This is a genomic window from Streptococcus sp. LPB0220, from assembly GCF_008727815.1.
Classification (GTDB): Bacteria; Bacillota; Bacilli; order Lactobacillales; family Streptococcaceae; genus Streptococcus.
The window spans coordinates 739965-765902 of record NZ_CP044230.1 but is presented as its reverse complement, the minus strand read 5'-3'; the positions used below and the strand labels follow the sequence as shown (position 1 = coordinate 765902).

At 41.9% G+C, this 25938-nt stretch carries 21 protein-coding genes and 1 pseudogene; 3 read left to right on the top strand and 19 right to left on the bottom strand.

Annotated elements, in window-relative coordinates:
* Nucleotides 1–72 precede the first annotated feature (72 nt).
* The 9 genes and pseudogenes from LPB220_RS04095 to LPB220_RS04055 all read right to left on the bottom strand — a co-directional run bounded on the left by LPB220_RS04095 (nt 73) and on the right by LPB220_RS04055 (nt 9908).
* The gene (locus LPB220_RS04095; protein ID WP_150905707.1) at nt 73–762 is read right to left on the bottom strand and encodes a Crp/Fnr family transcriptional regulator; all 690 of its coding nucleotides are present in this window, start codon (nt 760–762) and stop codon (nt 73–75) included.
* Nucleotides 763–921: 159 nt separating this feature from the next.
* A pseudogene (locus LPB220_RS04090) lies at nt 922–1988 on the bottom strand (serine hydrolase).
* Nucleotides 1989–2086: 98 nt separating this feature from the next.
* Nucleotides 2087–3559, bottom strand: coding sequence for a helicase HerA-like domain-containing protein (locus tag LPB220_RS04085; RefSeq protein ID WP_150905705.1), 1473 nt, complete (start codon nt 3557–3559; stop codon nt 2087–2089).
* 210 nt (nt 3560–3769) lie between these two features.
* On the bottom strand, nt 3770–4375 hold the full coding sequence (gene sodA / locus LPB220_RS04080) for a superoxide dismutase SodA (RefSeq protein WP_150905703.1): 606 nt from the start codon (nt 4373–4375) through the stop codon (nt 3770–3772).
* 88 nt (nt 4376–4463) lie between these two features.
* Nucleotides 4464–5498 (bottom strand): DNA polymerase III subunit delta, encoded by a 1035-nt coding sequence (holA, locus tag LPB220_RS04075; protein WP_049486408.1) that lies wholly within the window; start codon nt 5496–5498, stop codon nt 4464–4466.
* Nucleotides 5499–5521: 23 nt separating this feature from the next.
* Nucleotides 5522–6124 (bottom strand): DUF805 domain-containing protein, encoded by a 603-nt coding sequence (locus LPB220_RS04070; protein WP_150905701.1) that lies wholly within the window; start codon nt 6122–6124, stop codon nt 5522–5524.
* 75 nt (nt 6125–6199) lie between these two features.
* Entirely contained in the window at nt 6200–8446 is a 2247-nt protein-coding gene (locus LPB220_RS04065; RefSeq protein ID WP_150905699.1) for a DNA internalization-related competence protein ComEC/Rec2, read from the bottom strand.
* On the bottom strand, nt 8427–9095 hold the full coding sequence (locus LPB220_RS04060; protein WP_150905697.1) for a helix-hairpin-helix domain-containing protein: 669 nt from the start codon (nt 9093–9095) through the stop codon (nt 8427–8429). Before LPB220_RS04060 ends, LPB220_RS04065 begins: the two co-directional genes overlap by 20 nt.
* A gap of 66 nt (nt 9096–9161) precedes the next feature.
* Nucleotides 9162–9908, bottom strand: a complete 747-nt coding sequence (locus LPB220_RS04055; RefSeq protein ID WP_070673821.1) for a lysophospholipid acyltransferase family protein — start codon at nt 9906–9908, stop codon at nt 9162–9164.
* 175 nt (nt 9909–10083) lie between these two features.
* Here LPB220_RS04055 and LPB220_RS04050 point away from each other — a divergent pair, with 175 nt between their 5' ends.
* From LPB220_RS04050 to LPB220_RS04035, 3 genes are all read left to right on the top strand, one after another.
* Nucleotides 10084–12423 (top strand): cation-translocating P-type ATPase, encoded by a 2340-nt coding sequence (locus LPB220_RS04050; RefSeq protein ID WP_150905695.1) that lies wholly within the window; start codon nt 10084–10086, stop codon nt 12421–12423.
* 234 nt (nt 12424–12657) lie between these two features.
* Nucleotides 12658–13404, top strand: a complete 747-nt coding sequence (locus tag LPB220_RS04040; RefSeq protein ID WP_021152863.1) for a tRNA1(Val) (adenine(37)-N6)-methyltransferase — start codon at nt 12658–12660, stop codon at nt 13402–13404.
* Nucleotides 13394–13657 carry a GIY-YIG nuclease family protein gene (locus LPB220_RS04035; protein WP_150905693.1) on the top strand — a complete coding sequence of 88 codons (264 nt, stop codon included), beginning with the start codon at nt 13394–13396 and terminating at the stop codon, nt 13655–13657. The genes LPB220_RS04040 and LPB220_RS04035 overlap by 11 nt, the downstream gene beginning before the upstream one ends.
* A 16-nt stretch (nt 13658–13673) precedes the next feature.
* On the opposite strand, the gene LPB220_RS04030 is transcribed toward LPB220_RS04035, so the two are convergent.
* From LPB220_RS04030 to LPB220_RS03985, 10 genes are all read right to left on the bottom strand, one after another.
* A complete protein-coding gene (locus LPB220_RS04030) occupies nt 13674–14567 on the bottom strand; it encodes an aldose 1-epimerase family protein (protein ID WP_070595120.1) in 894 nt (297 codons plus the stop codon).
* Nucleotides 14568–14920: 353 nt separating this feature from the next.
* Nucleotides 14921–16492, bottom strand: a complete 1572-nt coding sequence (locus tag LPB220_RS04025) for a DEAD/DEAH box helicase (RefSeq protein WP_150905691.1) — start codon at nt 16490–16492, stop codon at nt 14921–14923.
* A 786-nt stretch (nt 16493–17278) separates the two neighbouring features.
* On the bottom strand, nt 17279–18187 hold the full coding sequence (locus LPB220_RS04020; RefSeq protein WP_150905689.1) for a magnesium transporter CorA family protein: 909 nt from the start codon (nt 18185–18187) through the stop codon (nt 17279–17281).
* A gap of 41 nt (nt 18188–18228) precedes the next feature.
* The gene (locus tag LPB220_RS04015; RefSeq protein WP_004219989.1) at nt 18229–18609 is read right to left on the bottom strand and encodes a PH domain-containing protein; all 381 of its coding nucleotides are present in this window, start codon (nt 18607–18609) and stop codon (nt 18229–18231) included.
* 77 nt (nt 18610–18686) lie between these two features.
* Entirely contained in the window at nt 18687–20234 is a 1548-nt protein-coding gene (locus LPB220_RS04010; protein ID WP_070450462.1) for a peptide chain release factor 3, read from the bottom strand.
* A gap of 185 nt (nt 20235–20419) precedes the next feature.
* Nucleotides 20420–22345, bottom strand: coding sequence for a DUF2207 domain-containing protein (locus LPB220_RS04005; RefSeq protein ID WP_150905687.1), 1926 nt, complete (start codon nt 22343–22345; stop codon nt 20420–20422).
* Nucleotides 22346–22403: 58 nt separating this feature from the next.
* Entirely contained in the window at nt 22404–23084 is a 681-nt protein-coding gene (locus LPB220_RS04000; protein ID WP_003011786.1) for a TIGR02206 family membrane protein, read from the bottom strand.
* Nucleotides 23085–23097: 13 nt separating this feature from the next.
* Nucleotides 23098–23784 (bottom strand): TIGR02206 family membrane protein, encoded by a 687-nt coding sequence (locus LPB220_RS03995; protein ID WP_031577112.1) that lies wholly within the window; start codon nt 23782–23784, stop codon nt 23098–23100.
* A 28-nt stretch (nt 23785–23812) separates the two neighbouring features.
* A complete protein-coding gene (locus LPB220_RS03990; protein WP_031577111.1) occupies nt 23813–24508 on the bottom strand; it encodes a TIGR02206 family membrane protein in 696 nt (231 codons plus the stop codon).
* Between the two features lie 56 nt (nt 24509–24564).
* Complete coding sequence (locus LPB220_RS03985) at nt 24565–25932, bottom strand: UDP-N-acetylmuramoyl-tripeptide--D-alanyl-D-alanine ligase (protein WP_150905685.1); 1368 nt, start codon at nt 25930–25932, stop codon at nt 24565–24567.
* Between the last annotated feature and the right edge of the window lie 6 nt (nt 25933–25938).

The window sequence follows — 25938 nt, the reverse complement described above, 5'->3', positions numbered from 1 at the left end:
TTGCATATTTTGTCTTTTATATTGTTTTTATGAATATATATTTTTTTGAAAAAAATAAAAAAGATCAACAAATTAATTGATCTCTTTAAAACTCTTTAAAAAGTAGGCTGTATCTAGAAAGGTTAATTGTTTTCTCTCATACTGTATCTTATGAGAATCGATGAGTTTCTTTAAAACTTGATTGACGGTTTCTCGGGTTGTGGCCGCTAATTTGGCCATTTCCTTCATACTGATTGGAAATGGAAGTTGATTTCCTAAACTTTCATAGTCCTTGCACAAGATAGCTAAAGATTGAACCACACGCTCACTGGCACTAGCTGTCACGACATTGCGCAAGCGCAACTCTTGAAATTCTAGGATGGAGGAGAGCTTTCTCATAATAAAGAGCAACTGCTCCTTACTCTCTTGGGCATATAATTCATAGAGATTGACGGGAATCACGAAACAACGCAAATCCGTCACCGCACTAGCTGTATAGTGGTAACGCTCATCCTGGAACATCCCACCATAAGGGAACAGAGCCCCCTTCTTTATATAATCCATATAGGAGAATTGGTCCGACGAATCAAATTGCTCAATACGGGCAAAGCCTTTTGCCAGAAGAAAAATGCGCTCCCGCCTATCTCCTGCATAAAATAAAATTTGTCCCTTAGGGATATCCCTGGCATGAATTTCAACAGCTAATTTATCAAATAGCTCCACTGGTAGCGCAGAAAAGGCTGGATGCGAGCGGAGCAACTGGTAATCTTCCTTTGTAATCATGTCTATACTTCCTCTTATTACTATTATTAGTATAACATACTTTTTATAGAAAAGGGAAAGAAGTCTCTTTAGAACAGAAAAGTAATTCGAAACACCAAGTCATTTTCATGATACTTTGTTAGAAGAAAAGGTCTGAGTTTTGCTCAGACCTTTTGTCGATTATTCATTCATATTGACACGATGCCATTCATTGATAACATAAGCCAATTGCCCTAATTGATAAAGACCAACGCCACTGATTTCAGAACTTTCTGGAGTCGTACCTCCAAGTCCTGCAGTGTAAATGGCAACCAAATAAGGAGTCGATTCACGGACAATCGCATCCACATTAAGTGCTTCCGCAACATACCCTGGTTTTTGTTGAATCACCAAATCTGGCAAGAATTTCTTATAGTACTCACCTGGGAAAGACTCCCCGATCAGTTCTAGTAAATCTGCATATTTTTCTTGATGATTCCAAAGGTATTCCAAGACATGGATGTAATAATCCGTTGTCGTTTTATTATCTTCGCTAAAGGTTTTAACCTCTGGTGAACGAGATTGACCATAGCGACTGAATAGCTTACGCGCTTGCTCCATGCCTCCTAAACGATCTGCCAAGGCATAGGCTGGAGTATTTTCAGAGTAAACCAATGAATAGCGCTGCATATCAGGAATAGACATGGCTCCATCAAAGGCAGCAACGTAATTGTCATGCTCCCCTACATATTCATAGTAGGTATTGGTAATGTCAAACCGGTCTGTTAAATTCAGTTTGCCCTTTGCGACTTCATCCACCACCAACATGTTCAAGGGTAGCTTATAGGTACTACCTGCCGTCATTGGTTGGAGATCATTCATGGCAAATTGCTCTCCTGTAATGGCATTGCGATACGTGAAGGCAACTTGTGACGGATCAATTCCACTTTCCGCTAGGAAATCCTGAACAACCTCTACCAGGCCTTTATTAGCATAATCATAGACAAGGCCATAAGCACTCATCGTTTCCATGTCTGCATCTACTACTGCTTGCTTAGCTTCAGGAGATTTGACACGCGGTTTTTTCGTCTCAGGGGTAGAATTTTCGATATCTTGTTCTTTTGCTTCTTTTGTTTTCTTTGCTTTTTTTCAATTGCTGATGCTGTTGGTTGCGTAAGATGCAAGTAGCCCAGTGCGCTTGTTCCCACTAAGCACAATAAAATACTGACCGCAATCATGATCGAGCGTAGATTAAAATATTTTTTCATACGACATTAATTATAAAAGATTCTACTGAAAATAACAAGAATTATCAGAAGGAGAAAACGGTTTCTTTTTAAAAAGTTTATTTCTTTTCATCAAAGGCTTATTTCCGTTTAAAGGAGCCCATAATTAGCTTAGCAATCTCACGCGCAATCGTCCGGAATAAGGAACTCAAGAAGGAATCCTTAGCTTTTTCAAGACTGGATTTTCTTGGGCGACCTGGACTGCGTTTTTGCTCTGCTTTTTCCGCCGCAGCTCGTTCTTTTGCTGCTTCTTTTTGCTCTTCTTCTTGTGCTTCCTTGCTTGCTTTAGCTGCTAATTTTTCATAGGCAGATTCCCGATCAATCGTCGTCGCATACTTTTGATGGAAAGGCGATGTCGTGATCAAGGCCAATTGTTCACTTTCATTTAAGAGGTCAAAACTCGATTGAGGAGAGAGAATATAAGCACGCTCAACCACACTAGGCTGTCCCTTTTCATTGAGGAAAGAAACTAAGGCTTCCCCTGTCCCTAACTCTGTGATCACTGTTTCTGTATCAAAATCTGGATTCGGACGAAAACTTTGGGCAGCCACCTTAATCGCCTTCATTTCTTTTGGTGTATAAGCTCGAAGTGCATGCTGAACACGATTTCCAAGCTGTGCCAAAACAGATTCTGGAAGGTCTTGAGGATTTTGGGTAATAAAGTAAATCCCTACACCCTTCGAACGAATTAGGCGTACCACTTGCTCAACCTTCTCAAGAAAGAGCTTGCTTGCATCCTTAAAGAGGAGATGCGCTTCATCAAAGAAGAAGACCAATTTTGGCTTTTCAGGATCCCCAACCTCTGGAAGTGTTTCAAAAAGACGAGACAGCATCCAAATCAAAAAGGTTGAGTACAATTTTGGTGAATGAAAGAGCTTTGTAGCCGAAAGAATATTGATATAACCACGACCAGATGCATCGAGTTGCATGAAATCATTTAAATCAAGTGCTGGCTCTCCGAAAAACTGATCTGCTCCTTCTTCTTCAAGAACCAAGAGACTTCTTTGGATGGCTCCGACAGATTGTTTGGTGATATTGCCATATTGGGCTGAATAGTCTGAACTGTGCTCATAGACTTCCTTTAAAAGGCTTTGCAGGTCCTTCAAATCAATCAAGGGCCAATCTTTCTCTTGAGCCACTTTAAAGACAATTGCGAGAATTCCTGATTGGGTTTCATTCAAATCAAGCAGACGAGACAGAAGCAATGACCCCATCCCTTCGACAGTCGCACGAACAGGATGACCAGCTTGGCCAAAGAAGTCCCACAATCGAACAGGGAAAGCTTGTGGCTCAAACGGATCTGTGATCCCAAGAAGCTTGTAGCGTTCTTCCAGTTTTGGTGTCCATTGCCCTGCTTTGGCTAAGCCAGATAAATCTCCCTTGATATCGGCTAGAAAGACCGGAATTCCTTCTTTGCTTAATTTTTCTGTTAGGACCTTGAGCGTAACCGTTTTTCCTGTTCCTGTTGCACCTGCAATCAAGCCATGACGATTCAACATCCGCAAATAGATAGGCGTCTCAACAGCTCCTTTAGTAATGGTAATACTAGTCATTTCATTTCTCCCTGAATGTTTCAGTTTTCATTTTAAGGTTTATCTTTACCTTGCCTAGGCCCTTCAAACCAGGCTTCAGACAAGTAAGACACACTCCTACTAGTGTATCATTTTCCTGACCAAACGCAAGAAATTATACTCCGATTTTCCGGATGCACATAAAAAAATCTATAAGAGCCAATACTTGCTCTTATAGATTCCTTCATTTTGTTATTTTGCTGCTGCAAACAATTCATTAACTTTATTCCAGTTGATCACTGAGAAGAAAGCTTTGATGTAGTCAGGGCGTACGCTACGGTATTTCACGTAGTAAGCATGTTCCCAAACATCCAAACCAAGGATTGGTGTTTTACCTTCAGAGATTGGTGTATCTTGGTTTGCTGTTGAAGTCACTTCGAGTTTGCCTTCTTTGTTGACAACCAACCATGCCCAGCCAGAACCAAAACGTGTCGTTGCTGCTGCTGTGAAGGCTGCTTTGAAGTCTTCAAATGAACCAAATGTAGCATCAATCGCTGCAGCAAGTTCTGCTGAAGGAGCTGTTTGTTCTGGAGTCATCAATTCCCAGAAAAGAGCGTGGTTCAAATGACCACCACCATTGTTGATCACAGCTTGGCGAATATCAGCTGGAATGGATTCAACATCAGCTAACAAGCTTTCAAGGTCTTCTCCAATTTCAGGATGTTTTTCAAGAGCTGCATTCACATTGTTTACATATGTTTGATGGTGTTTATCATGGTGCAAATGCATGGTTTCTTCATCGATATAAGGTTCCAATGCATCATAAGCATATGGTAATTCTGGTAAAATGATAGCCATTTTATGGTCCTCTTTTCTTTATTACTGACTTGATGATAACGCAAACAGCTAAATTATTCAACTAATCTGCTTGCGATTTCATTCATCGTTAGACGCTATTCGCTACTTTCAACAGGGCCAAATCAAATAAGTAGTCTTTTTCATATGTTCCACTTTTAATCGCATAATCCGTCTCGATGAAGGTCATCATAGCTTGCTTCAAAAAGGACAGAGTAAGCCTGCGGCTATCCCGTAAGGCAAACTTCACCTGATAAGGATTGACCTTGCGTCCTGACAAGTCCGACAAGCTCGCTACAATTTGGCTTTCGGATTGGCCTTCTTCTGAGAAAATTTTAACTTGAGAAAACATTCGGAATTGCCCCAACAAAATAGCGATCAATTTTATTTCATCTTCTCCTTGTAAGCGAAGATCCTTAACCAAATTCCGGGCTTGATCGATTTGGCGTTTGAGAATCATCTGTGTCAGATCAAAAATATTATCTTGCAAGGACTTTGGAACAACCTCCTCGATATCTTGGAGGGTAATCTGACCATCTTCTTTATAAGCCTGCAATAGAGCGAGATTCTTCTGTAACTCTCCAAAATCATAGCCAGATTTTAAGAGCAACTGGTCCAAGGAATCGCCAACAAAGTGTAAGCCCAATTCTTGCGCCTGACCAGAAAAATAACGCTTTAAATCTTGCTCTTTAGGAGTGGTCGCTTCAATGATTTGGGCATCCCGTTTTAGGAGTTTGACCAAGCGGCGCTTACTATCTAATTTTCCTTCTGCAAATATCACCAAACGGGTCGATTCAGAAGGATTTTCCAGATAATTTTCAAATTGCTTCAGATCTTCATCGGTTAAATTGCGTTTTTTGGCAGTGGTCAAATCCAATAAGTGATCCAAAATCACGATTTTTTCATCTGCAAAAAAGGGAAGACTGACCAAATCCAGCTCGACCTCAGCATAGGAGGCTTCCTTCATATCAAAATAAGAATAATTCAAATCTGAAGTATCATAGCCTATTTTTTTTAAAATGTCTTTTTTTAACCATTCAAATTGACCTACATCCTCACCCGTCAAGACAAGAATAGGAGGCAGAGTTTGAACCGTCAGATGTTTAGTGTCGGTAATTGCTTGCATGAAACTCTCTTATCTCTATCAGTTTAGTGGATTTCGTGTTCAGCAGCCATTTTTTGTTCCAATGGTGGTTTTTCATCAGACAAATCAGGTGCTGCTACAAAATTAGGGATTTGCTCAAACGAGTTGCCTCCAAAGCTCCCCCCTGTCGCTGTGACCTGTGGTTCAGAAGCCACTCCCATAGGAGTTTCTACTGGTTGTGGGAAGGTGTTTTTCCCTGGAAGCATCATGAGAATCAAGAGAGAAATAACTGTAATCCCCCAAAGAAATAGGAAAATATCTAGCCCCGTCAACAAATAGAGCAGAACCGGACCAAGGTTCAAAAAGATCCAAGACCAATGGATTCCCGCATCCCGCAAGCGACGTACACAAATGGCTTGACTGGGTACCAAAATGAGGAAGTAAAAGAATGCTAAGAAAGCGAGCGCCCATAAACCTGTCTTAGAATGAACAGTTGAAAAATTGAGCGTTTCTTGAGCATTTTGATGGGATAAAGAGGTCACGATGTAAAAAACCCAAAGAGGCAAAGAAATCAGGGAATTCCATAAAAAAGCTAGCCAAAAATGGGCCCGACTGGTCTTACTTGAAAAATCTGCATACTGTATCCAAAATTGCTTAAATGCGTTCATACGATTCTACCTTTACATTGATTTCACTTTCTATAATAGCAATTTTCAGCATAGAAAGCAAACCTCTCCTCGTCTCTAGCGGACCGTTTCTACCCTCCAATGGTCCCACCCAATCAAGCGAATCGCTCCCCTTTCATCGGTACGAAGGTAAGAAATAGAGCGTTCCTCTAGACGATCGAGCAATTCTTTATGGGGATGTTGGTAGCGATTTTTCTTTCCAACAGAGATCAAGGCCAACTGAGGATGTAACTGATCTAAAAACACATCACTAGAGGAACCTTTAGAACCGTGGTGGCCTACTTTCAAGACATCTACTTGTAATTGTGGATCGTTTTTCAATAGTTTTTTCTCTCCAGCTTCTTCCAAATCACCCGTGAACAAAAATCGTTTCTGAAAGAACTGCCCATAGAGGACAATTGAATCATCATTTTTACCATCCCCCACTTCATCAGGGGATAAGACTTCTAGATGATGATCAAAAATAGGTAGTTGATCTCCTCTCTGGACTACTTTAATCGGACTATGAAGCTGTTTCAATTTCTCTCGAAATTGAGAATTAGTTAGACTACCTGGACTGACATACACTTTTTTAACTGGGATTTGTTTGGCAACCTCCACCATATCGCCCATATGGTCCTGGTCTGTATGAGTCAAGACCAAAGCATCGAGTTTTCCAACACCACGACTCTTGAGATAGGGAATCAAGGTTTGATCCGCATTGGCAGATTGACTGCGCTCTTGCCACTTTTCTCCACTTTTAAAAGTGACACGTCCTCCGACATCAATCAATATGGTTCTTCCTTTCCAATCGCGTAAAAAGATACTGTCTCCTTGACCAATATCCACCATGGTAATCTCATTTTCTAAAGGATGCTTGGTCCAACAAAAGATGAGTAGAATCATGCCTATTAACAGGAAACGACGTTTTTTTTGCTTTCGAAGATCATACAAGATTCCTAAAAGAAGGAAGAGAGCAATCAGAGCTGGTCCCGTCGGCTGACCAAATACCAAAGGTAGCGACGTGAGCTTTGAAATCCAACGAATACACTCCTCTATGAGAAGAAAGAAACTGTTAAAAATTGTAAGGGGCTTTAGAATCGATAAGATAAATAGCACCGTTAAACCTGGAAGAAGGACAAGGTCAAATAAGAAAGAAAAGAGGAAGGTTAAAGGGAGTGACCACGGTTGAAAGACACTAAAGTAATAGGTCAAAAGGGGCAAAATTCCCAGGCTAATCCAGAAACTTTCCACTAGTAGCTTTTTAAGTCCTGAATAAGAACTGGTATCTACCAAGGTCAAAATAAAGGCGTAGGCACAACTCAAGACCCCTCCAGCTGTCAGAAGAAACTTGGGCATGAGCACCATTAAGATCATCAAGGTCATCGCCATATTCTCCATCCCTCGGATCCCCTTTTGAGAGAGGATCTTCTGCAAGAGACTACGAACCACTGAAACTGAAAAACCTGTCAAGCCAGCATAGACCAAAGAAATTGGAAGCATCCAGATATCGACTGTCTCTTGCAAGATTCCTAGACGTAAGAGAGCTTTCCGGATCCCATTGATGAAAAAGCCGACCTGCATCCCAGATAAGGCGAACAAATGGATGATGCCCAAACTCGTGTAAAGCTGATCCATCTCTTCAAAATCCGTATCTAAATAACCAAAAAGAAGGCCGGTCATATACTGGTTCATCGGCTGTGGAAAGTGCTCCTTGCTCCAAACAATGGCTTGGCGCCTCCATTGAGATAGCCAGTCAAAAACATTCCACGTTTGGATGGGAACCGCAGATTGGATCGCTTCAATTTTTATTTGATAGTGAATTCCCTGTGTTTCCAAATAAGACCGGTAGTCAAATCCTCTAAAATTTCGTTGCCCTTCTGGTTCTTCTATAACACCTTTATATGTCAACTCCATCAAGCGGGTTTGACTTTGCCACTGCTGTTTTTCTTTTTCTGATTTTAAAGTGTAGAAGACTTGGTAGGTCCTTCCCTGATTTTTAGCACGAAAAGACAGGGCGTCCCCATTGATCTTGATGGTATCTGGAATCAGGCGTAAGTGGGATGGGGGCTGACTTTCTGCTTGTACTGGATGATCCTGTAGTCGCTGAAAGACAAAGAAGGCCGCAAAACAAAGGTTTGCTAAAGCAAGCCCTAGCAAACTTGAGCGCTCCCCTTTATAGTGATGAACCGCTAAAACTCCCACTACTACTAGACCGCTGATCGAAAGCCAAGATGGTTGATAGATACTAAAATACAGCCATAGGAGCACAAAGGCGAGATGGACAAGCGAAAAAGGAAGGTCTTTAATCCACCGTGAAAGCATCTCTTAGTTTCTCCAGTGTTTTCTCTCCGATTCCTGAAACATTCTTCAGATCATCCACTGATCGAAAAGGACCATTTGCTTCGCGATAGGCGATAATGTCCTGGGCACGTTTCTGGCCAATGCCTGATACTGTCTGGAGATCTGATTCGGTTGCTCGATTTAAATGGACCTTGCCTGTTTTTTCTGCTGGTGCTGACGAAGTTGCAGGACTTTCTGAACTTCCAAGTTCTGGAACATCCTCTCCTTCTTTAGCAACATAGATCACTGCTTCATCGGAGAGTTTTTGCGCCAAGTTGACCGATTGACTATTGGCATCTGCTGTCATCCCGCCTGCCTTATAAATAGCATCGTGGACTCTGCTATTGGAGCGCAACTCATAGACACCTGGTTGTTTGACGGCTCCTTTGACATCGACCGTAATGATCTCGGGTGCATCAGACACAGAAGTCGCCGTCTTTTCTTCTTTGGAACTAGTGGTCTGCACCTTTTCTTTGCTCGAAGTTGAACTAGAAGCCTGATAAAGATCCGGTATGGTGGATGCACTTGACTGAGGTCGATGAAAAAGAAAATACCCTCCAAGTAAGAGTCCGATAGCAGTAAGAGCTAAAAATAGCTTATATTCTTTGATTTTTTCGATGATATCCTCCATAAGAAACCTCCTCTCACTTTTATTATTCGTAAAAATAAAAAAAACTGAGAAAAACTCTCAGTTTTTTTACTTGTTTTTCCGATGTTTGTCTGGATCCCATACAAAGCTTGCTAGGTAACTAAAGAGCAAGGTCAAGATGCCAACGACTAAGACAAGGGGAATCAAAAGGATTTTTAACAAACGAATCAAGATAAAAGGTTTTGTTGGGGTGTTGATCGCTTGCGCTTCCGCATCCAAACGGTCAAACTCCTCTTGGATACGGCGGGCAACTTCTGCCACTCCTTCGTCATTCATCTTTTTAATATCCGAAATATCAATGGGATGTCCAAAGTTCATATCAATGCGTTCACCCGTTGCCAACCCTTTCAAGTCTCTTGGACCAGTATAAGTCACTGGCATGATACGGACCTTCGCCATTTTGGCAATGATGGCAACACCGCCTTTTACGTCTTGAGAATGACGACTTCCACTTGGGAACATAATCAAAGAACGGTTGCTCTTTTTCAGCATATTGACAGGATACTTAATGGCTTCTGCTCCCGGATTTTCACGGTCGATTGGAAAAGCCCCACACATGCGAATCCACCAGCCAAAAATACGATTGGTAAAGAGTTCTTTTTTCGCCATAAAGATAAATTGCTTTGGCTTGGTTGCAAAGGCCATATAGACTGGATCCCACCAAGTTCGGTGAGGGGATACCAAGATGTAGTTCTCTTTTCGATCTGGAATATTGTCCTTATGATGGTAATGGGCATTCCCATTTAAAACCCACAGAATAAAGGCAACAAGGCCACGTAAATAGGTATAAAACATAGTTGTTCCTCAAATCCATTTCATTCGTTTCTCTACAAGATATTCCATCCTGTAAAAGGTTCTTTCTTATTATACCGTAACCTGATTTTGACCGCAAACTTTTTTTAGATAAAAAATGTCTCAGCGGACCGATTCTAGATAGTCTTTTTCTCAAAAAAATGATATCATATTGTCTATGGAAACGAATGAATTAAAGGGGTTATCCCTCAGTGAAGTCCGCAAGAAAATGGATCGCGGACAAACCAATGATTTTACAACGAATACAAGTACCAGTACCTGGCAAATCATCAAGCGCAACGTCTTCACCTTGTTTAATACCTTAAACTTTGTGATTGCCGTAGCCTTGGCTGCTGTACAGGCCTGGAGCAATATGATCTTTTTCGCGGTTATTTGCTTCAATGCCATTACAGGAATCATGACCGAGATGCGCGCCAAGCGGATGATTGATAAACTCAATCTCATGAGTCGTGAGCTGGTGACTGTCATTCGAGACGGGGAAAAAGATGCGATTCCACCAGAGAAGCTTGTCCTAGGTGATCTAATGCTTCTGTCTTCGGGTGAGCAGATCCCTAGTGATGCCGAAGTCATGTCTGGTATCGCTGAAGCCAATGAAGCTATGCTGACTGGTGAGAGTGATCTGGTCTTAAAAGAAGTTGGCGATGAACTGCTTTCTGGTAGTTATATTGCCAGTGGTCAAGTCTATGCCCGTGTCAAGCGAGTTGGAGCAAACAACTATGCCAACAAACTGATGATGGAAGCTAAAACCTTGAAGCCTATCAATTCGCGTATTCTTTATAACTTAGCGAAAATTTCTAGCTTCACTGGTAAAATTATCATCCCATTTGGCCTTGCCCTCTTCTTTGAAGCATTGTTGATCAAGATGCTGCCGATCAAGGATTCTGTCGTGAATTCTTCAACAGCTCTCCTGGGAATGTTGCCAAAAGGAATCGCCCTTCTGACAGTTACGTCTCTCTTGACTGCTGTCATTAAGCTCGGCATGCGCAAGGTACTTGTTCAAGAAATGTATTCCGTGGAAACTCTCGCACGTGTGGATACCTTGTGTCTAGATAAGACCGGTACCATCACTCAAGGGAAGATGACAGTCGAATCTCTCCATAGCTTATCGGATCATTTTTCTGAGGAAACCATCAAAGTTATCCTTTCAGCTTACATGCAATATAGCGAGGACACCAATCCTACTGCTCAAGCTATTCGCAAGGCTTATGGGGAGTTGGAGCATGCTTATACTGCGGAAAACATTATTCCTTTCTCAAGTGATCGGAAATGGGGAGCCATGCACCTATCCAACCTTGGAACCGTCTTTCTCGGTGCTCCTGAAATGCTCCTTAAAGAAAATCCCGCTGCTGTCGTCGAAGCACAAGCTCGTGGATCGCGCGTGCTCGTCTTGGCTCACAGTTCAGAACTGATCAGCATGCAGGAATTGAAACTGCCTGAAAATCTTGAAGGGATTGCGGTTATTGAGATTACAGACCCCATTCGTGAAGGGGCTTCAGATACTCTTGAGTATTTGCGCTCTCAAGGAGTGGATCTCAAAATCATCTCTGGTGACAACCCTGTGACGGTCTCTTATATCGCTCAACAAGCTGGCTTCAAAAATTATGAGAACTACGTCGATTGTTCAAAAATTTCTGATGATCAATTAGTGGATCAAGCAGAAGAAACAGCTATCTTTGGGCGCGTGTCTCCTCACCAGAAAAAACTACTTATCCAAACCTTGAAAGCTGCTGGTCGGATAACTGCTATGACAGGAGATGGGGTCAATGATATCCTTGCTCTTCGCGAAGCAGACTGCTCCATCGTGATGGCTGAGGGAGATCCCGCAACTCGTCAAATTGCCAATATTGTTCTTTTAAACTCTGACTTTAATGACGTTCCAGAAATTCTTTTTGAAGGCCGTCGTGTGGTGAATAACATTGGACGAATCGCTCCAATCTTCTTTATCAAAACGATCTATTCCTTCCTCTTGGCTATCATCTGTATTGCCAGTGCTCTCTTCTTTAACGTCAACTATTTGCTGATTTTCCCTTTCATTCCTATTCAAATCACCCTGATCGACCAATTCGTCGAAGGATTCCCACCATTTGTGTTGACCTTTGAACGCAATATCAAACCGGTTGAAAAACACTTCTTGAGACGTTCCCTTCTGTTAGCCTTACCAAGCGCCTTGATGGTCGTCTTTAGTGTCTTGTTTATTCACCTTTGGGGAGCAAGCCATGGTTGGTCTGCAGCCGATATGTCTACTGTATCCTACTACTTACTTGGCTCCATCGGTTTCCTATCCGTTATCCGTGCTTGCCTGCCGCTAAATATCTGGCGGGCTCTCCTCATCCTCTTCTCTGTAGTAGGATTCTACACATCTGCGGTCGTGTTAAAAAACTTGATCGAGATTTCCCTCCTTACAGCCACTACTTTCCCAGTTTATCTGGCATTGATGGCTATCTTTACAGGAATCTTTATCCTCACTACGATTCTCCAAAAATATGAATTTGATTAAAAAAAGAGAGTGGGACAGAAATCGGTAATTCGTTAGAATTCGATTTCGTCGTCCCACCTCCGCACAGTTGAGTAGGGCTGTAAAAGCTGATGAAATCAGCGTAGTAGAGCCCACTCAACCACTGCGTCTTGATCGACAATCCAAAAATAATTGAGAGGCTAGGACTTTTGTTCCAGCCTCTTTTTATGTTCTATCGATCTTTTCCCAAGCTTCTTTTCATGCTATAATAGAGCCATGACAGATATCGAATTAAAAGACGGCGAGCGCGTCAATCAACTTTTTTCAAGTGATGTGAAAATTATACAAAATCGGGAAGTCTTTAGTTATTCCGTGGATAGCGTCCTCCTCTCGCGCTTTCCAAAATTGCCCAAGCGGGGCTTGATCGTAGATCTCTGCGCTGGAAATGGGGCCGTGGGACTTTTTGCGAGTACTCGTACAGAGGCCCAGATCATTGGTGTCGAAATACAGGAACGTCTAGCGGATATGGCAACCCGCTCCATTGCTCTCAATGGCTTGAACCAGCAAATGTCCATGATCACCGATGATCTCAAGCATTTGCCTCAACATATCAAGGGGAGTAAGGTGGATATCATCCTCTGCAATCCTCCTTATTTCAAGGTGGATGAGCATTCCAATCTCAATGAGAGTGAACACTACCTCTTAGCTCGACATGAAATTACCACCAACTTAGATGAGATTTGCCATGTGGCCCAGCGGGTTCTCAAATCAAATGGTCGCTTAGCAATGGTCCATCGTCCAGATCGCTTTTTAGATATCATCGAAACCATGAAACGATACAATCTTGCACCTAAGCGGATCCAGTTTGTCTACCCCAAAGTGACTAAAGAGGCGAATATGTTATTGATTGAGGCGATCAAGGATGGCTCACTGGATGGTTTAAAAATTCTTCCTCCTCTCTTTATTCACAATGAAGATGGCAGCTATACAGACGAGATTCATGAGATCTACTATGGAAACTAAGGCTTACATGTATGTTTTAGAGTGTGCGGATGGCTCTCTCTACACTGGCTATACCACGGATGTCGAAAAACGCCTGAAGACTCACAATGCTGGAAAAGGGGCCAAATACACACGGGCTCGCCTCGCCGTTAAACTTCTTTACAAAGAATCCTATCCAGATAAACCCTCTGCGATGTCTGCCGAAGCTCTCTTTAAAAAGAAATCGCGCCAGGCAAAACTAAACTATATCAAAAAGAACCGTCGGACTCCATAGTCCAACGGTTTTTCATTTACAAAATGGTGATACGGTACTGATGACTCCGTGTCTCTTGAGGGTCCAACTGGATCACACCTTTTTTGTCTTCGAAGAAATCGCCCTCTTCTGCAGATGTGGAAATACCTGTCCAAGGCTCTAAGGCAATGAAGGGGCCCTTGTTATTGGTAGACCAAAGGACCAGATTTTCAAAATCTGCAAAATCAAATTCCAAACCTTTACCTGATTTTTTCGAGATAAGCTTCACAGATTTAGAGGTTAACTGATCTAAAATAATGGCATCTTTTTCAAATAGTTCATGTCGCAAAGGTAGGCTACGCTTATGATCGAAAAATGGCGTCCGCTGCAGGCGATCGACCAATCCAGTTTCTGTGAACAAGAGAGGGACGCTGCAGGTTTCTTCTTTTTCAAAAATCAACTCGTAGTCTTCATAGTCTTCATCTGCTAAAAGGGGACAATGAAAAGCTGGATGCCCTCCAATGAAATAAGGCATGACTTGATCAGACTCTAGATTTTGTACACGATAGGTGATGGTGATTTCTTTCCCTTGTAGTTCATAAACGATTTCAACTCGAAAATGGTAGGGATAATTTTGCAGGCTCTCTTCGTTAGAGGTGATTTCAAAGACAAGACGATGGTCTGTTTGTTCTTTAAGTTCAAACTCTCTCTTCCTAATGAGACCGTGTCTTGGCAGCTGACCTGTCTTCACTCCATCTTTTAGATGATACTGTACTTGGCCATTACGAACGCTTCCGCAAATTGGAAACAAAACAGGCGCTTGTCCCGACCAATACTCCGGATCCCCTTGCCAGAGATATTCTAAGCCTTCTTTATTACGAATGGAGCTCAATTCCCCTCCAAATGTCTTACATTGTACTTCTAGATCATCGTTTTTTAATGCAATCACCATGGACGCCACCTCTTTATGATTAATATAGTTATTATATTCATTATAACCTTTTAGCTAAGATTGTCAATTTTTATCTTTTTCGTTAAAAATTTTTAAAAATATAAGAAAAAAACCTTGACAAAGCTTAGAAATAATTGTAAACTTAATATGTTAACAGAAACATTCCGTTTTAGGAATCCGTTCTTTCTGTTTTCTGACTTTTTTAGGATGCTCCTTATCATGATACATTTTTTCTAAAAGAGTCAGTTATCATTTAGGTCTCCTTATAAATATACAAGGGTTAACAGCTAGTTAACCCTTGTATTTTTGATTTTCATTAAAAAGACGGCCTATTGCTAGACCGTTCTTAGGACTTATTTATCCCCTTTATTGCGGATGACAAATCCATTTTTCTTTTCACTTGACGTACGATGAGGACGTTTGTTGCCTTTGCCTTCAAAGTCCCGGCTGTTTTTATTGGACTTGCGTTTGAAATCACGTCGTCCACCTTCACGGTCATCTCTGCGATTTCGATCACGGCGTTGGTCTCCACGACGGCCATTTCCACGGCCACCTTTGCCTTTTCCACCAACGCCACCACCGGATGGTTTAAATGGCAATGGTTTTTCACGCGCAATTTCAACTTCTGGAAGACTATCTGGATCTTGAACGGTCAAGCTCAAGATATACATAGCCAATTCTTCAGGAGTGAATTCTGCAGCCAATTTGCGAGCATCCTTACCAAACTTCTCAAAGTTGGTCCGGATTTTTTCATCTTCAAAATCTCGCTCAATTTTCTTCAGCGCTACTTGTTTTTTCGCTTGGAAGGCTTCTGCTGCTGTTGCAGGTTTCATTCCCTTCATCCGCTTTTTAGTCAAGTTCTCAATGATTTGCAAATAGCCCATTTCATTTGGCGAAACAAAGGTAATGGATTGCCCTGTTTTCCCAGCACGACCTGTCCGTCCGATCCGGTGAACATAGCTTTCTGGATCTTGTGGAATATCGTAGTTGTAGACATGGGTCACACCTGAAATGTCCAAACCACGTGCCGCAACGTCCGTTGCCACCAAGACGTCCAAGTTCCCATTTTTAAAGTCACGAAGGACACGGAGACGTTTGTTTTGATCCAAATCTCCGTGAATCCCTTCTGCTCGGAAACCACGGATCTTCAAGCCACGCGTCAATTCATCGACCCGGCGTTTAGTCCGACCAAAGACAATGGCAAGCTCCGGTTGCTCGACATCCATCAATCGAGTCATGGTATCAAACTTTTCGCCTTCTTTGACACGAATATAGTATTGATCGACCAAGTCGGTGGTCAATTCTTTGGCTGCGATCTTAACGTGTTCGGGTTCTTTCATAAACTGAACACCAATGCGTTTGATGGCTTCTGGCATCGTTGCTGAAAAGAGCAAGGTTTGGCGTGTTTCCGGAACACGGCTAATGATGGCTTCGATATCTTCCAAGAAGCCCATATTGAGCATTTCATCTGCTTCATCCAGGATCAAGGTTTCAATATGATCGAGTTTCAAGGCCTTGCGCTTGATCAAATCTAGCAAACGTCCAGGTGTTCCCACAACGATGTGAGCACCTGACTTCAAAGCTTTAATTTGCTTTTCAATGCTTGATCCACCATAGACAGAGCGAACTTTGACACCCTTACTGCGTCCAAAGCGGAAGAGTTCTTCCTGACTTTGAACCGCCAACTCACGCGTCGGAGCAATAACAAGGGCTTGGATTACTGTGTTATCGACATCAATCTTCTCCAAAGTTGGAAGACCAAAAGCAGCCGTTTTACCGGTCCCTGTTTGCGCTTGACCAATGACATCTTTTCCTTCAAGGGCCAAAGGAATGGTTTGTTCTTGGATGGGGCTTGCTTCTACAAAGCCAGCTTTTTCGATTTCTGCTAATAATTCAGCAGATAAGTTAAATTCGTTGAATTTCAATTCTTTCTTCTTTCTAAAAAGTGGTGCGAAGCCACTTTATCACACTTCTTTCAATGCGAAAACGCACTGATTGCATAGGAAGTCTCCTTCCCGGTTACCTGTCGCAAGACTCATCTAAAGAAAAACCCAATCGTTTTTTTATGGAATTCCCTTCTGCGAAAAATGTTTTCGCACTAGCGGATATGGTTGATTAAAGTCGTTTTCCAAACGAAAAGACACCAAGATCCTCCTTGTGGGAGATTGACCAACATTCCTTTTCTAATTGTTCCATCTCCCCAGCATTTCTCTCATACAAGTTTGCAACTTATCTAGTATAACACAATGAAGAGGTAAATGATAGTCACAGGAGACTAATTTTATTTTTTAGGAAAAAATCTTAGATAGCTTAAGATTATAAAAACGCCCCTAAACCTTTCCAGGACTGGTTTTCTTCTTGTAACCATTTCATATACTTCATCATAGGAGTATAAAAACTTCGGAAAAACTTTTTTTGGTAGTTCTTGCGTTTTTACAAATAAATATGTATAATACAGTTAGTATCTAAAATATTTCTGTATAAAGAAATAGGATCATTTTATCTGATTCAACGATTTATTCTAAGTTCTGATTTATTTAGAACCACTCAGTACTATTAAATCTACTCCTACTATTTCCAAGAAGATTTTGTACAGTCGATGAACTATTCACACTGCCCCTTCTTTGGAGAGGAGGGCAGGTGTCTAGATGGTTCCTATTTCTCAGATTATTCTAGATACGAAGAGGCTCGGATTTCTCCAAGCCTCTTTTTTATCTTTGTTTCACAATCCACCGCATAACCTTTGCCAAAATGAGCCATAATATAAAGCTACATACGGATACATAAATCCAAGCATTGGGATCCTTTGTCATAGGAAGAGGGATATTCATTCCAAAGAAACCGGTGATAACGGCTAAAACCGCCAACAAGGCTTCAAAGATGGTTAGGGTTGTCAAGTTGTCATTCAAGTTGTTGTTTAGGATATTGTTGTAAGATCCTGACAACTGTTGCAAGACATTGGAAATCAACTCAGTCATCGAAGCCAACTGACGCGCTTCGATCATGGCATCATCAAACTGCTCTTTTTCAACATCATTCATCCTGCGATAAATGGCATGCGCTTTAATATGTTCTAGCAACATCCGATTTTGCTTGGCTGCTGCGACCAGATAGACCATACCGGTCTCAAGGTCAGACAGGGCATAAAGATTCTTGGTCGTCGTTGTCTTTCGAAGCAAACGATTGAGTTCATCCTTGTGCTTATCTAAGCGATCAATAATCGGATAATAAGCATTACTGATCATTTCAAGACCTGCAAAAAGCAACTTATAGATCGACAACTCCCCATGGCTTTCCAAATAGCGAACCATTTGTTCAATGATATAGGCATTGTCCTGGTTACTGATGGTCACGAGTCGCGTATCTTGAACGATAAAGGTCATAGGGATGGTTTCGTAGTATTCCTTGTCCTTTTCTAAATCCAATACATTGTAGATAAATGTGATCGTACCGTTTTCTCGATTATAATCCATATGGGCACGTTCGTTCTTATCCATCGCGTACTCAATGGTTTCTTTGTCAATCTCGTATTTTTTATAAAGATATGAGTTTTCAGCAATCATATCCGAGTCGATATTGATCCATTTCCGATCTTGACCCAATTGTTTTTCGATAAACATTCCGTCTCCTTTCTCAACTGTTCTCTATCAAAATGATATTTTTATTTAAAAACTGCACTGGCTAATGCTTGCTGGATTTCAATGACGCTGCTGTCACTCTTGAATTGTAAAACTTCTGAAGGCTCGACTGCAGAAGAGACCCAGATTTTTAATTCGGCATCCAAATCAAAATGACCAGAAGTTTCCACTGAAAAACGAGAGATAGAGCGATAAGGAAGGGATTTGTAGGAAGTTTTCTTTCCTGTTACTCCTTGCTTATCCACCAAGATCAAACGAAACTCTGTAAAGACGATTAAATCACGAATCAAGCTAAAAGCAAGTGTCACTTGCTCTCCCGGCACCAAGATATCTTCCAGATCTCTTTCTACTTTATCGACATTTTTTTGAGAGGCATTGCCCATCAAACCACTTAATAATCCCATCATTTCTCCTTTAAAAGCGAAAACGGACCTTATCCGTTTTCTTATTCTATTGTTATGGATCGGTTTTGAATCGTTCCTTACCCCATCTTTTCTTCCAGCTCAACGTCTGGATACTTATCTGCAAACCAACGGAGGGCAAAGTCATTTTCAAAGAGGAAGACTGGTTGGTCAAAGCGGTCCTTCGCCAAGATGTTTCGGCTTGAAGACATGCGCTCATCTAAGTCTTCTGGTTTGATCCAGCGAACGGTCTTTTTACCCATTGGGCTCATGACCACTTCGGCATTGTATTCATTTTCCATCCGGTGCTTAAAGACTTCAAACTGCAATTGACCAACGGCACCCAACATGTATTCACCTGTTTGGTAGTTGGTGTAGAGCTGAATAGCTCCTTCTTGCACCAATTGCTCAATCCCTTTGTGGAAGGATTTTTGCTTCATAACGTTCTTGGCAGACACCTTCATGAAGATTTCAGGGGTAAAGGTTGGCAGTGGTTCAAATTCGAACTTGTTTTTGCCAACTGTCAGCGTGTCTCCAACCTGATACGTACCCGTATCGTAAACCCCGATGATGTCTCCTGCTACAGCATTGCTGACATTTTCACGGCTTTCGGCCATAAATTGAGTCACGTTAGATAACTTAGCGCCCTTACCAGTACGAGGCAGGTTGACGCTCATGCCACGCTCAAATTCGCCAGATACGATCCGCACAAAGGCGATCCGGTCGCGGTGACGAGGATCCATATTAGCTTGAATTTTAAAGACAAAGCCTGAGAAATCCTTGTCATAAGGATCGACAAGTTCTCCATCTGTCTTCTTGTGGCCGTGTGGCTCCGGAGCAAACTTGAGGAAGGTTTCCAAGAAAGTCTGTACTCCAAAGTTCGTCAAAGCGGATCCGAAGAAGACGGGAGTCAATTCACCTGCAAGGATGGCTTCTTCTGAGAAGTCATTTCCTGCTTCTTGCAAGAGTTCGATATCGTCTTTTACTTGCTCGTAGAAAGGGTTGTTAGCAAAAAGCTTGTCTCCATCTTCTAGACTAGCAAAACGTTCATCCCCTTTGTAGAGTTCCAAACGTTGGTTATAAAGGTCATAGAGTCCCTCAAAGGCTTTCCCCATCCCGATCGGCCAGTTCATTGGGTAACTCGCGATGCCCAAGACTTCTTCCAATTCTTGCAAGAGATCCAGTGGCTCACGTCCATCCCGGTCCAGCTTGTTCATAAAAGTAAAGACTGGAATGCCACGGTGTTTCACAACCTCAAACAATTTCTTGGTTTGGGCCTCAATCCCTTTGGCAGAGTCCACCACCATGACGGCAGCGTCCACCGCCATCAAGGTCCGATAAGTATCTTCTGAGAAGTCCTCGTGCCCTGGCGTATCAAGGATATTGACCCGTTTGCCATCATAGTCGAACTGCATAACAGATGAGGTTACTGAAATCCCACGTTGCTTCTCGATATCCATCCAGTCAGATTTAGCAAAGTTTCCTGTTTTCTTTCCTTTTACAGTACCGGCTTCCCGAATCTCTCCCCCAAAGTAGAGCAACTGCTCTGTAATCGTCGTTTTACCAGCATCCGGGTGGGAGATGATGGCAAAGGTACGGCGTTTTTTGATTTCTTCTTGTACGTTCATGTTCCTAATTCTTTCTCTTCTTATTTTTTGATAAATTTACAAATTCATCTTTACATCGGATTTCTCCTCAATTTCTCTATCTGTCCTATTATAGCGAAAATAGGCACTTTTTTCAACGATGATTCTTCTTTGAGAGCAAAAAGAAAGACCAAAATCCGTAGATTCTAGTCTTCTTTTCACGGCTATCAAAAGGCACCAAATCCTCCGCCACCGCCACCATCAGAGAAACCACCGCCGTCAAAGCCGCCACTGCCATCTGAAGAGTTAATAGAGAAGCTTGAAACACTATAGGAATCATCTGCATAGTTCATCAAAGTAGAGCCGTCTAGGAAGGTATTTGGGGAGGTTGTTAGCCAAAGAACAGTGTCCCAGTCTTCATATGGTAAGGGAATCTGATGATTTTGGAGTACCTGGCTCACTTTTTTTGCTTGGCCATACATGGTTGCATAGACTAAGATGCGATTCCATAGGATGACACTCTCAAGTTCTGCTTGGTTGAAATTTGGAATACTTTCGATCATATTTCGAAAGGCCATCCATTGGAATTGTGAATCCAAGTTCTCTAAGGATTGTAGATGATCTTCACGGATTTTCACAACAATATAAAATGGAATGAATAACAAAACCAAAAGTAAAATCATCCAAAAATAGAAGGAAGATAGGTGTGATCCAAATCCAAAAGATAAGAAACACATGCTCACAAATAAGATCAGTAAGAGCCAAAAATGTAAGGCACAGCCTGTTTTAGAAAAAGCTTCTTCTTTTTCAGATAAGTCTCTAAAATAAGAAGGCAATCCTAATTTTGCAATTTCCTTTTCTACCCCTTTTGACAATTGCTGGGCATCCTTTTTTAAAAGCGATTGAACGGCACTTCCGACTTTTCGAATACGGTCTCGTTGTGTGTCTGATTTAGCAGCTCGAAAATCTTTTTTTAAGGCTGCTTTGTCGATTTTATACCTTGAAAATACTTCACTGATATTGATTTCAGTTTCTTGATCAAAGATCATTTCAATAAACTTCAATTCAAAATCAGCCAAGCCTTCATAATGGAGACAGGTCAAGGTTTCCCCATTTTCATTCCTAGTCAAACGAAGATTTCCTCGATCAATGAGATCCAATATAGTTGCTTGAATGAGATGATTAAATTTTAGTTGGCCCCTCTCTCTAGACATCACCATCCGTTCAAAATCAAGTTGATACAGTGCCTTAGCTAGGACAAGAGGAGGTAAATTCTGTGGTGGTTCGTATAATCGTACTCCTTTTGCAATCCGACGAGTTCTGGTACTGATAAAATACCGGATCCATGGAATGAAAGCGAGGATAAATAAAAGAATCGATACAATTGGTACAACCTTAAGTAGAAGGGTCCGATAGAGGAACGTTTTTTGTTCAATGGATTTCTCTTTTTTGAGAAATTTCTCTTTTCCATTTCCCTTGTTAATCTCATTTGCTTGGTCTCGACGCAGGGCTTCTGTCATTGGCCAATAGGCATGCAGTTCGAGCTTTCCATTTTTTGGAAAATCCTTTGTCCAAATATGATAACCAGTTTCAGTCCGTTCGACTTGGGCTGGTGGATTAAAGTAACCAGTATGGGCATACAGTTTTCCCTGCTTGGCATCCAAGCCATCCACATAAAAATCTAATTTCGCGACTTTCTCATCTCCATCTGAAATAGGAAACCAATTCAGTTCTGCAATATCCTTGTAGAAAGTCAAGAGATGATCAATCTTCCATTTCACTTTGATCTTGACCGTGCCACCGACGATACGGGCATTGTATATTTTTAATTGACGACCATCTTCCAGGTCTGTCTCCTCTACACGAATCTCACGTTTTTCCCCATCCACATAGGCTTCCACCTCAGGATGACGATGAATCTTAAACCCTTTTGGAAGAGGATCTGCACTTCCTAGAGTCACATATTGACCATGATAGCCTGTCTGAAACTGATAGGTAATCTCTTGTGTAAATGTTGCTTGGCTATCTTCCTGCAATTGGAGGTGTCCTACATAGGATTCAATCGAATAGCGAACTTCATCATCTGCATGTGCGATCGTGATTGTACAAACCAAACTCCAAATGAGGGAAATCATTAGCAAGAAACGCTTCATATATTCTCCTTTAATATAAAACAGGGTTGAGACCGAGATGTCCCAACCTTCCTACTTGTTATTTTCTCACTTTCACCCGCTCACTTCTGCGACTGAAGAACTGATTAAAGAGTAATAAAGCAAGGGCTAAAATACTGGATACAACCAGATAGTTGAGCCACACCTTATCCCCTCTCATAATCGGAGGGCGGGCCATCAAGCCGTAATTTCCTCCCGTCAATTGATTGACTCCAACCAGGAATAAATCTAAGGCAAAGGTATAGAGAACAATCTGACTATTTTTTAAGAGATTTCGATCATACCATCTCAAGAGATAAATCAAGGAATTGATGAGGAGACAGTAATGTCCGAGGAGGAAAGAAAAACTCGTAATATGAGGGAAAGTATAGGGATCAAAGACTGGATAGCCCAAAGCAAAGATGGCTCCACTGACTCCCATCAAGGCAAAGAACTGTTTGCTTTTCCATCTGTCTGGTAAAAACAAGACCGCAAACATAGCCAAGCGACAGTGATAAAAAGGCAGGCTATTGGACCAAGGAATGTGGTAGGCAAAATACCAAAGATACAAGCAAATTAACTGGAAGCCTTGTAAGTATTGAAAGCATTTGCGAAATTGCTCATTCTGATAATAGCGAAGTGACATCATGATCGCTGTCACAATTAACAAGACCATCACACTATACCAAAGTGCTGAGATTGCTGGTGGTGCTGTTGATTCTGTGGTAAAAAAATGATGCATAAAGTCTCCTTATTTAAACAGATTCAGGTATTCTTCTTTTCTTACTGTACTGAACGATAGTATTGATGAGGATCAGTGTCCCCGTCATTAGGACTGTCACGATCAAATAGTTGAGCACAAGGCCATGGTCACCTATGACAGGTGGTCGACGCAGAAAGCCATAGTTTCCGCCCGTTACAAGGTTGGCTAGAACAATAATGGCATTGACTCCAAACGTCATCTGACAGATCTTCCAAACAGCCCCTTCTTCCACCTGGTAGGATTGAACCAGATAGATTAGACAGTTGGCCAAGAGGGCCCAGTGACCAAAGACATTGTTGATCGAGGAAACGTGAGGAAAAGGGTAGGGATAAAAAACAGGATGAACCAAGGCCATAATGGAGCCAAAGACTCCCACGAGGGCAAAATATTGCTTGAAGCTTCCCTTGGGGGCCAAAAGAATAATCCACATAGCCATCCGGCTATGATAGAAGGGAAGACTCTCTGAAAAAGGCAAGCGAGCTGCTAAATACCAAGAGTTGATAATGAGCAACTGGATCAACTGTCCCCAATACCAAAAGGTTTGGTAGCTTTTGGAGTGAGCAAATCGAACGGACAGAACTCCCACTACTACCAAAGAAGTAGGCAATAAGAAATACCAGACCCCCAATTGAGGAGGGGATGTTGGTTGACTAGTGAAAAATAAGTCCCAAAGTGCCATGATTTCTTTCCCTCATCTACTCTTTTTTCTATTCCGAACGCGAAACGACAGTCTCTTCAACCATCTTGTATTTGTAGCGCTGGTTGACCAAGCAAATACCAGCCACCATCACGATGCTGACCAAGAGGTAGTTCAAGAGAGCACCGTGGTCTCCAATGATTGGTGGACGTCGTAAGAAGCCGTAATCTCCTCTGGTCAAAAGATTGACCAAAAAGATGACGGCATTCATACCAAAGGTGATCTTAACAATCCGTAAGGTGTCCTGTTTTTCCGACTGATAAAACTCCTGCAGGTAAATCAAACTATTGGCAAACAAGGCCCAGTGACTAAAAATCAGGTTGAGTACAGTAATATGGGGGAATGGGAAGGGGTCAAAGGCCGGATAAACCAAAGCCGCAATGGATCCTAGAACACCCAACAAGGCAAAATATTGCTTGATATAGGTCCCTCTAGGAGCAAAGAGGATCGCAAGCATAGCCAAGCGACAATGATAAAAAGGTAAATTGTCTGTCAAAGGCATGTGGGCTAGAATATACCAAGCATTGATGGTTAAGACTTGAATCAATTGTGCCCAATACCAAAAGCGTTGGTAGCTTTTAGACTGTGCATATTTGATGGAAAAATAGCCAACCACCAACAAGGAAGCTGGTAGGAAAACATACCAGAGTCCAAACTCAGGCGGGGCTGATTTTTGGTTCGTAAACAATAAATCCCAAAGTGTCATTTTTCTATTCCTTTAGTTTATAGTAGCCTATTTTTGTATAACTTCCTTCACATTTGCTAGGCTTTTTCTAATTCCTCTACCAATTTGGCTAGATTCATGGAATTGCTTCCCTTGATGAGGATTTGGTCCTGCTCTTTTAAGCTTTCCTTGACTTGTTTGACCAGGTCCTCAAATTGATCTTCCTCAGCGGTCTTTTTGAAATAATAGACATGTCCGAGTGGGAACATCTGACTCGCTAATTGAGCCAAGCCCGCAATGTCTTGCCCATAGAAAATAACGGTATCCAAGACATCCGGTGAGAGGCTGAGGATCATTTGGTTGTGTAGATTTACAGATTGCTCCCCTAGTTCTTTCATATCTGCAAGTACGGCTAATTTTCGGCCATTTGGATTCGCAGGAATAGTCGAGAAAGTTTCTAAAATCAAGCGCATAGCCGTCGGATTAGCATTGTAGACATCGGATAGGATATCCGCTCCGTTACTGGCCTTCTTCCATTCTGTCCGGTTGCGCGTTAATTGCAAGGTTTCAAAACTATCACGAATCGCAGCTTCACTCACTCCTTCTTTCAAGGCAACATAAGCTGCAATCATAGCATTGGTCGCATTGTATTTTCCTGTTACTGGAAGATCGATCGCTTCTTCTAAGAAATTAGCTCGGAAAGTTAAGCTATCCTTTCGCTCGATTAACTCGGTAATAAAAATCTCCTCATCTGGCCCAAAGCGAACGACTGTTTGATTTTCAGGGAGGTAGGCATTGACGATCGGATCAGCTGGAACTACCAGAAGACCGCCTTCTGGCATCCCATCCGCAATCTGGAGTTTTCCTTTTGCGATCTCACTTCGATCTTTGAAGAATTCCAAATGGGCTTCCCCAATCAAGGTGACAATAGCAGCTTTTGGATGCGCCAGTTCTGACAAGAGATGGATATCTCCTAGATGGTCTTGCCCCATTTCAAGGACCAGTTTGTCCGTCCCTTCTGGCATATGCAAAACCGTATAAGGAAGACCAATTTCGTTATTATAGTTTCCTTGTGTTTTATAGGTCAGGTAGGTGGTGGACAAAAGCTGTGCCAACATATCTTTTGTGGTGGTTTTACCATTTGACCCCGTCACTGCAAAAACATCTACTTTTGTCTTTTGAAGATAGGCTGCAGCAAGTGTTTGAAAAGCGCTCAGCACATCTTCCACCAAAATATAAGGGTGGCCTTCTACCACTTTCTCTGAAAAAGTGGCTACGGCTCCATTTTCAAAAGCAGTCTCAATAAAGTCATGACCATCACGCGCTCCCTTTAAAGGAACAAACAGGTCTCCAGGCCCAATCAATCGGCTGTCAAATTCCGGCTTGACGAGGGCCACATCTTCAAATTGGCTGATATCATTTTTTGCGTGTACTAGATGAGCAACTTCATGTAATGTGAGATTCATATCCGA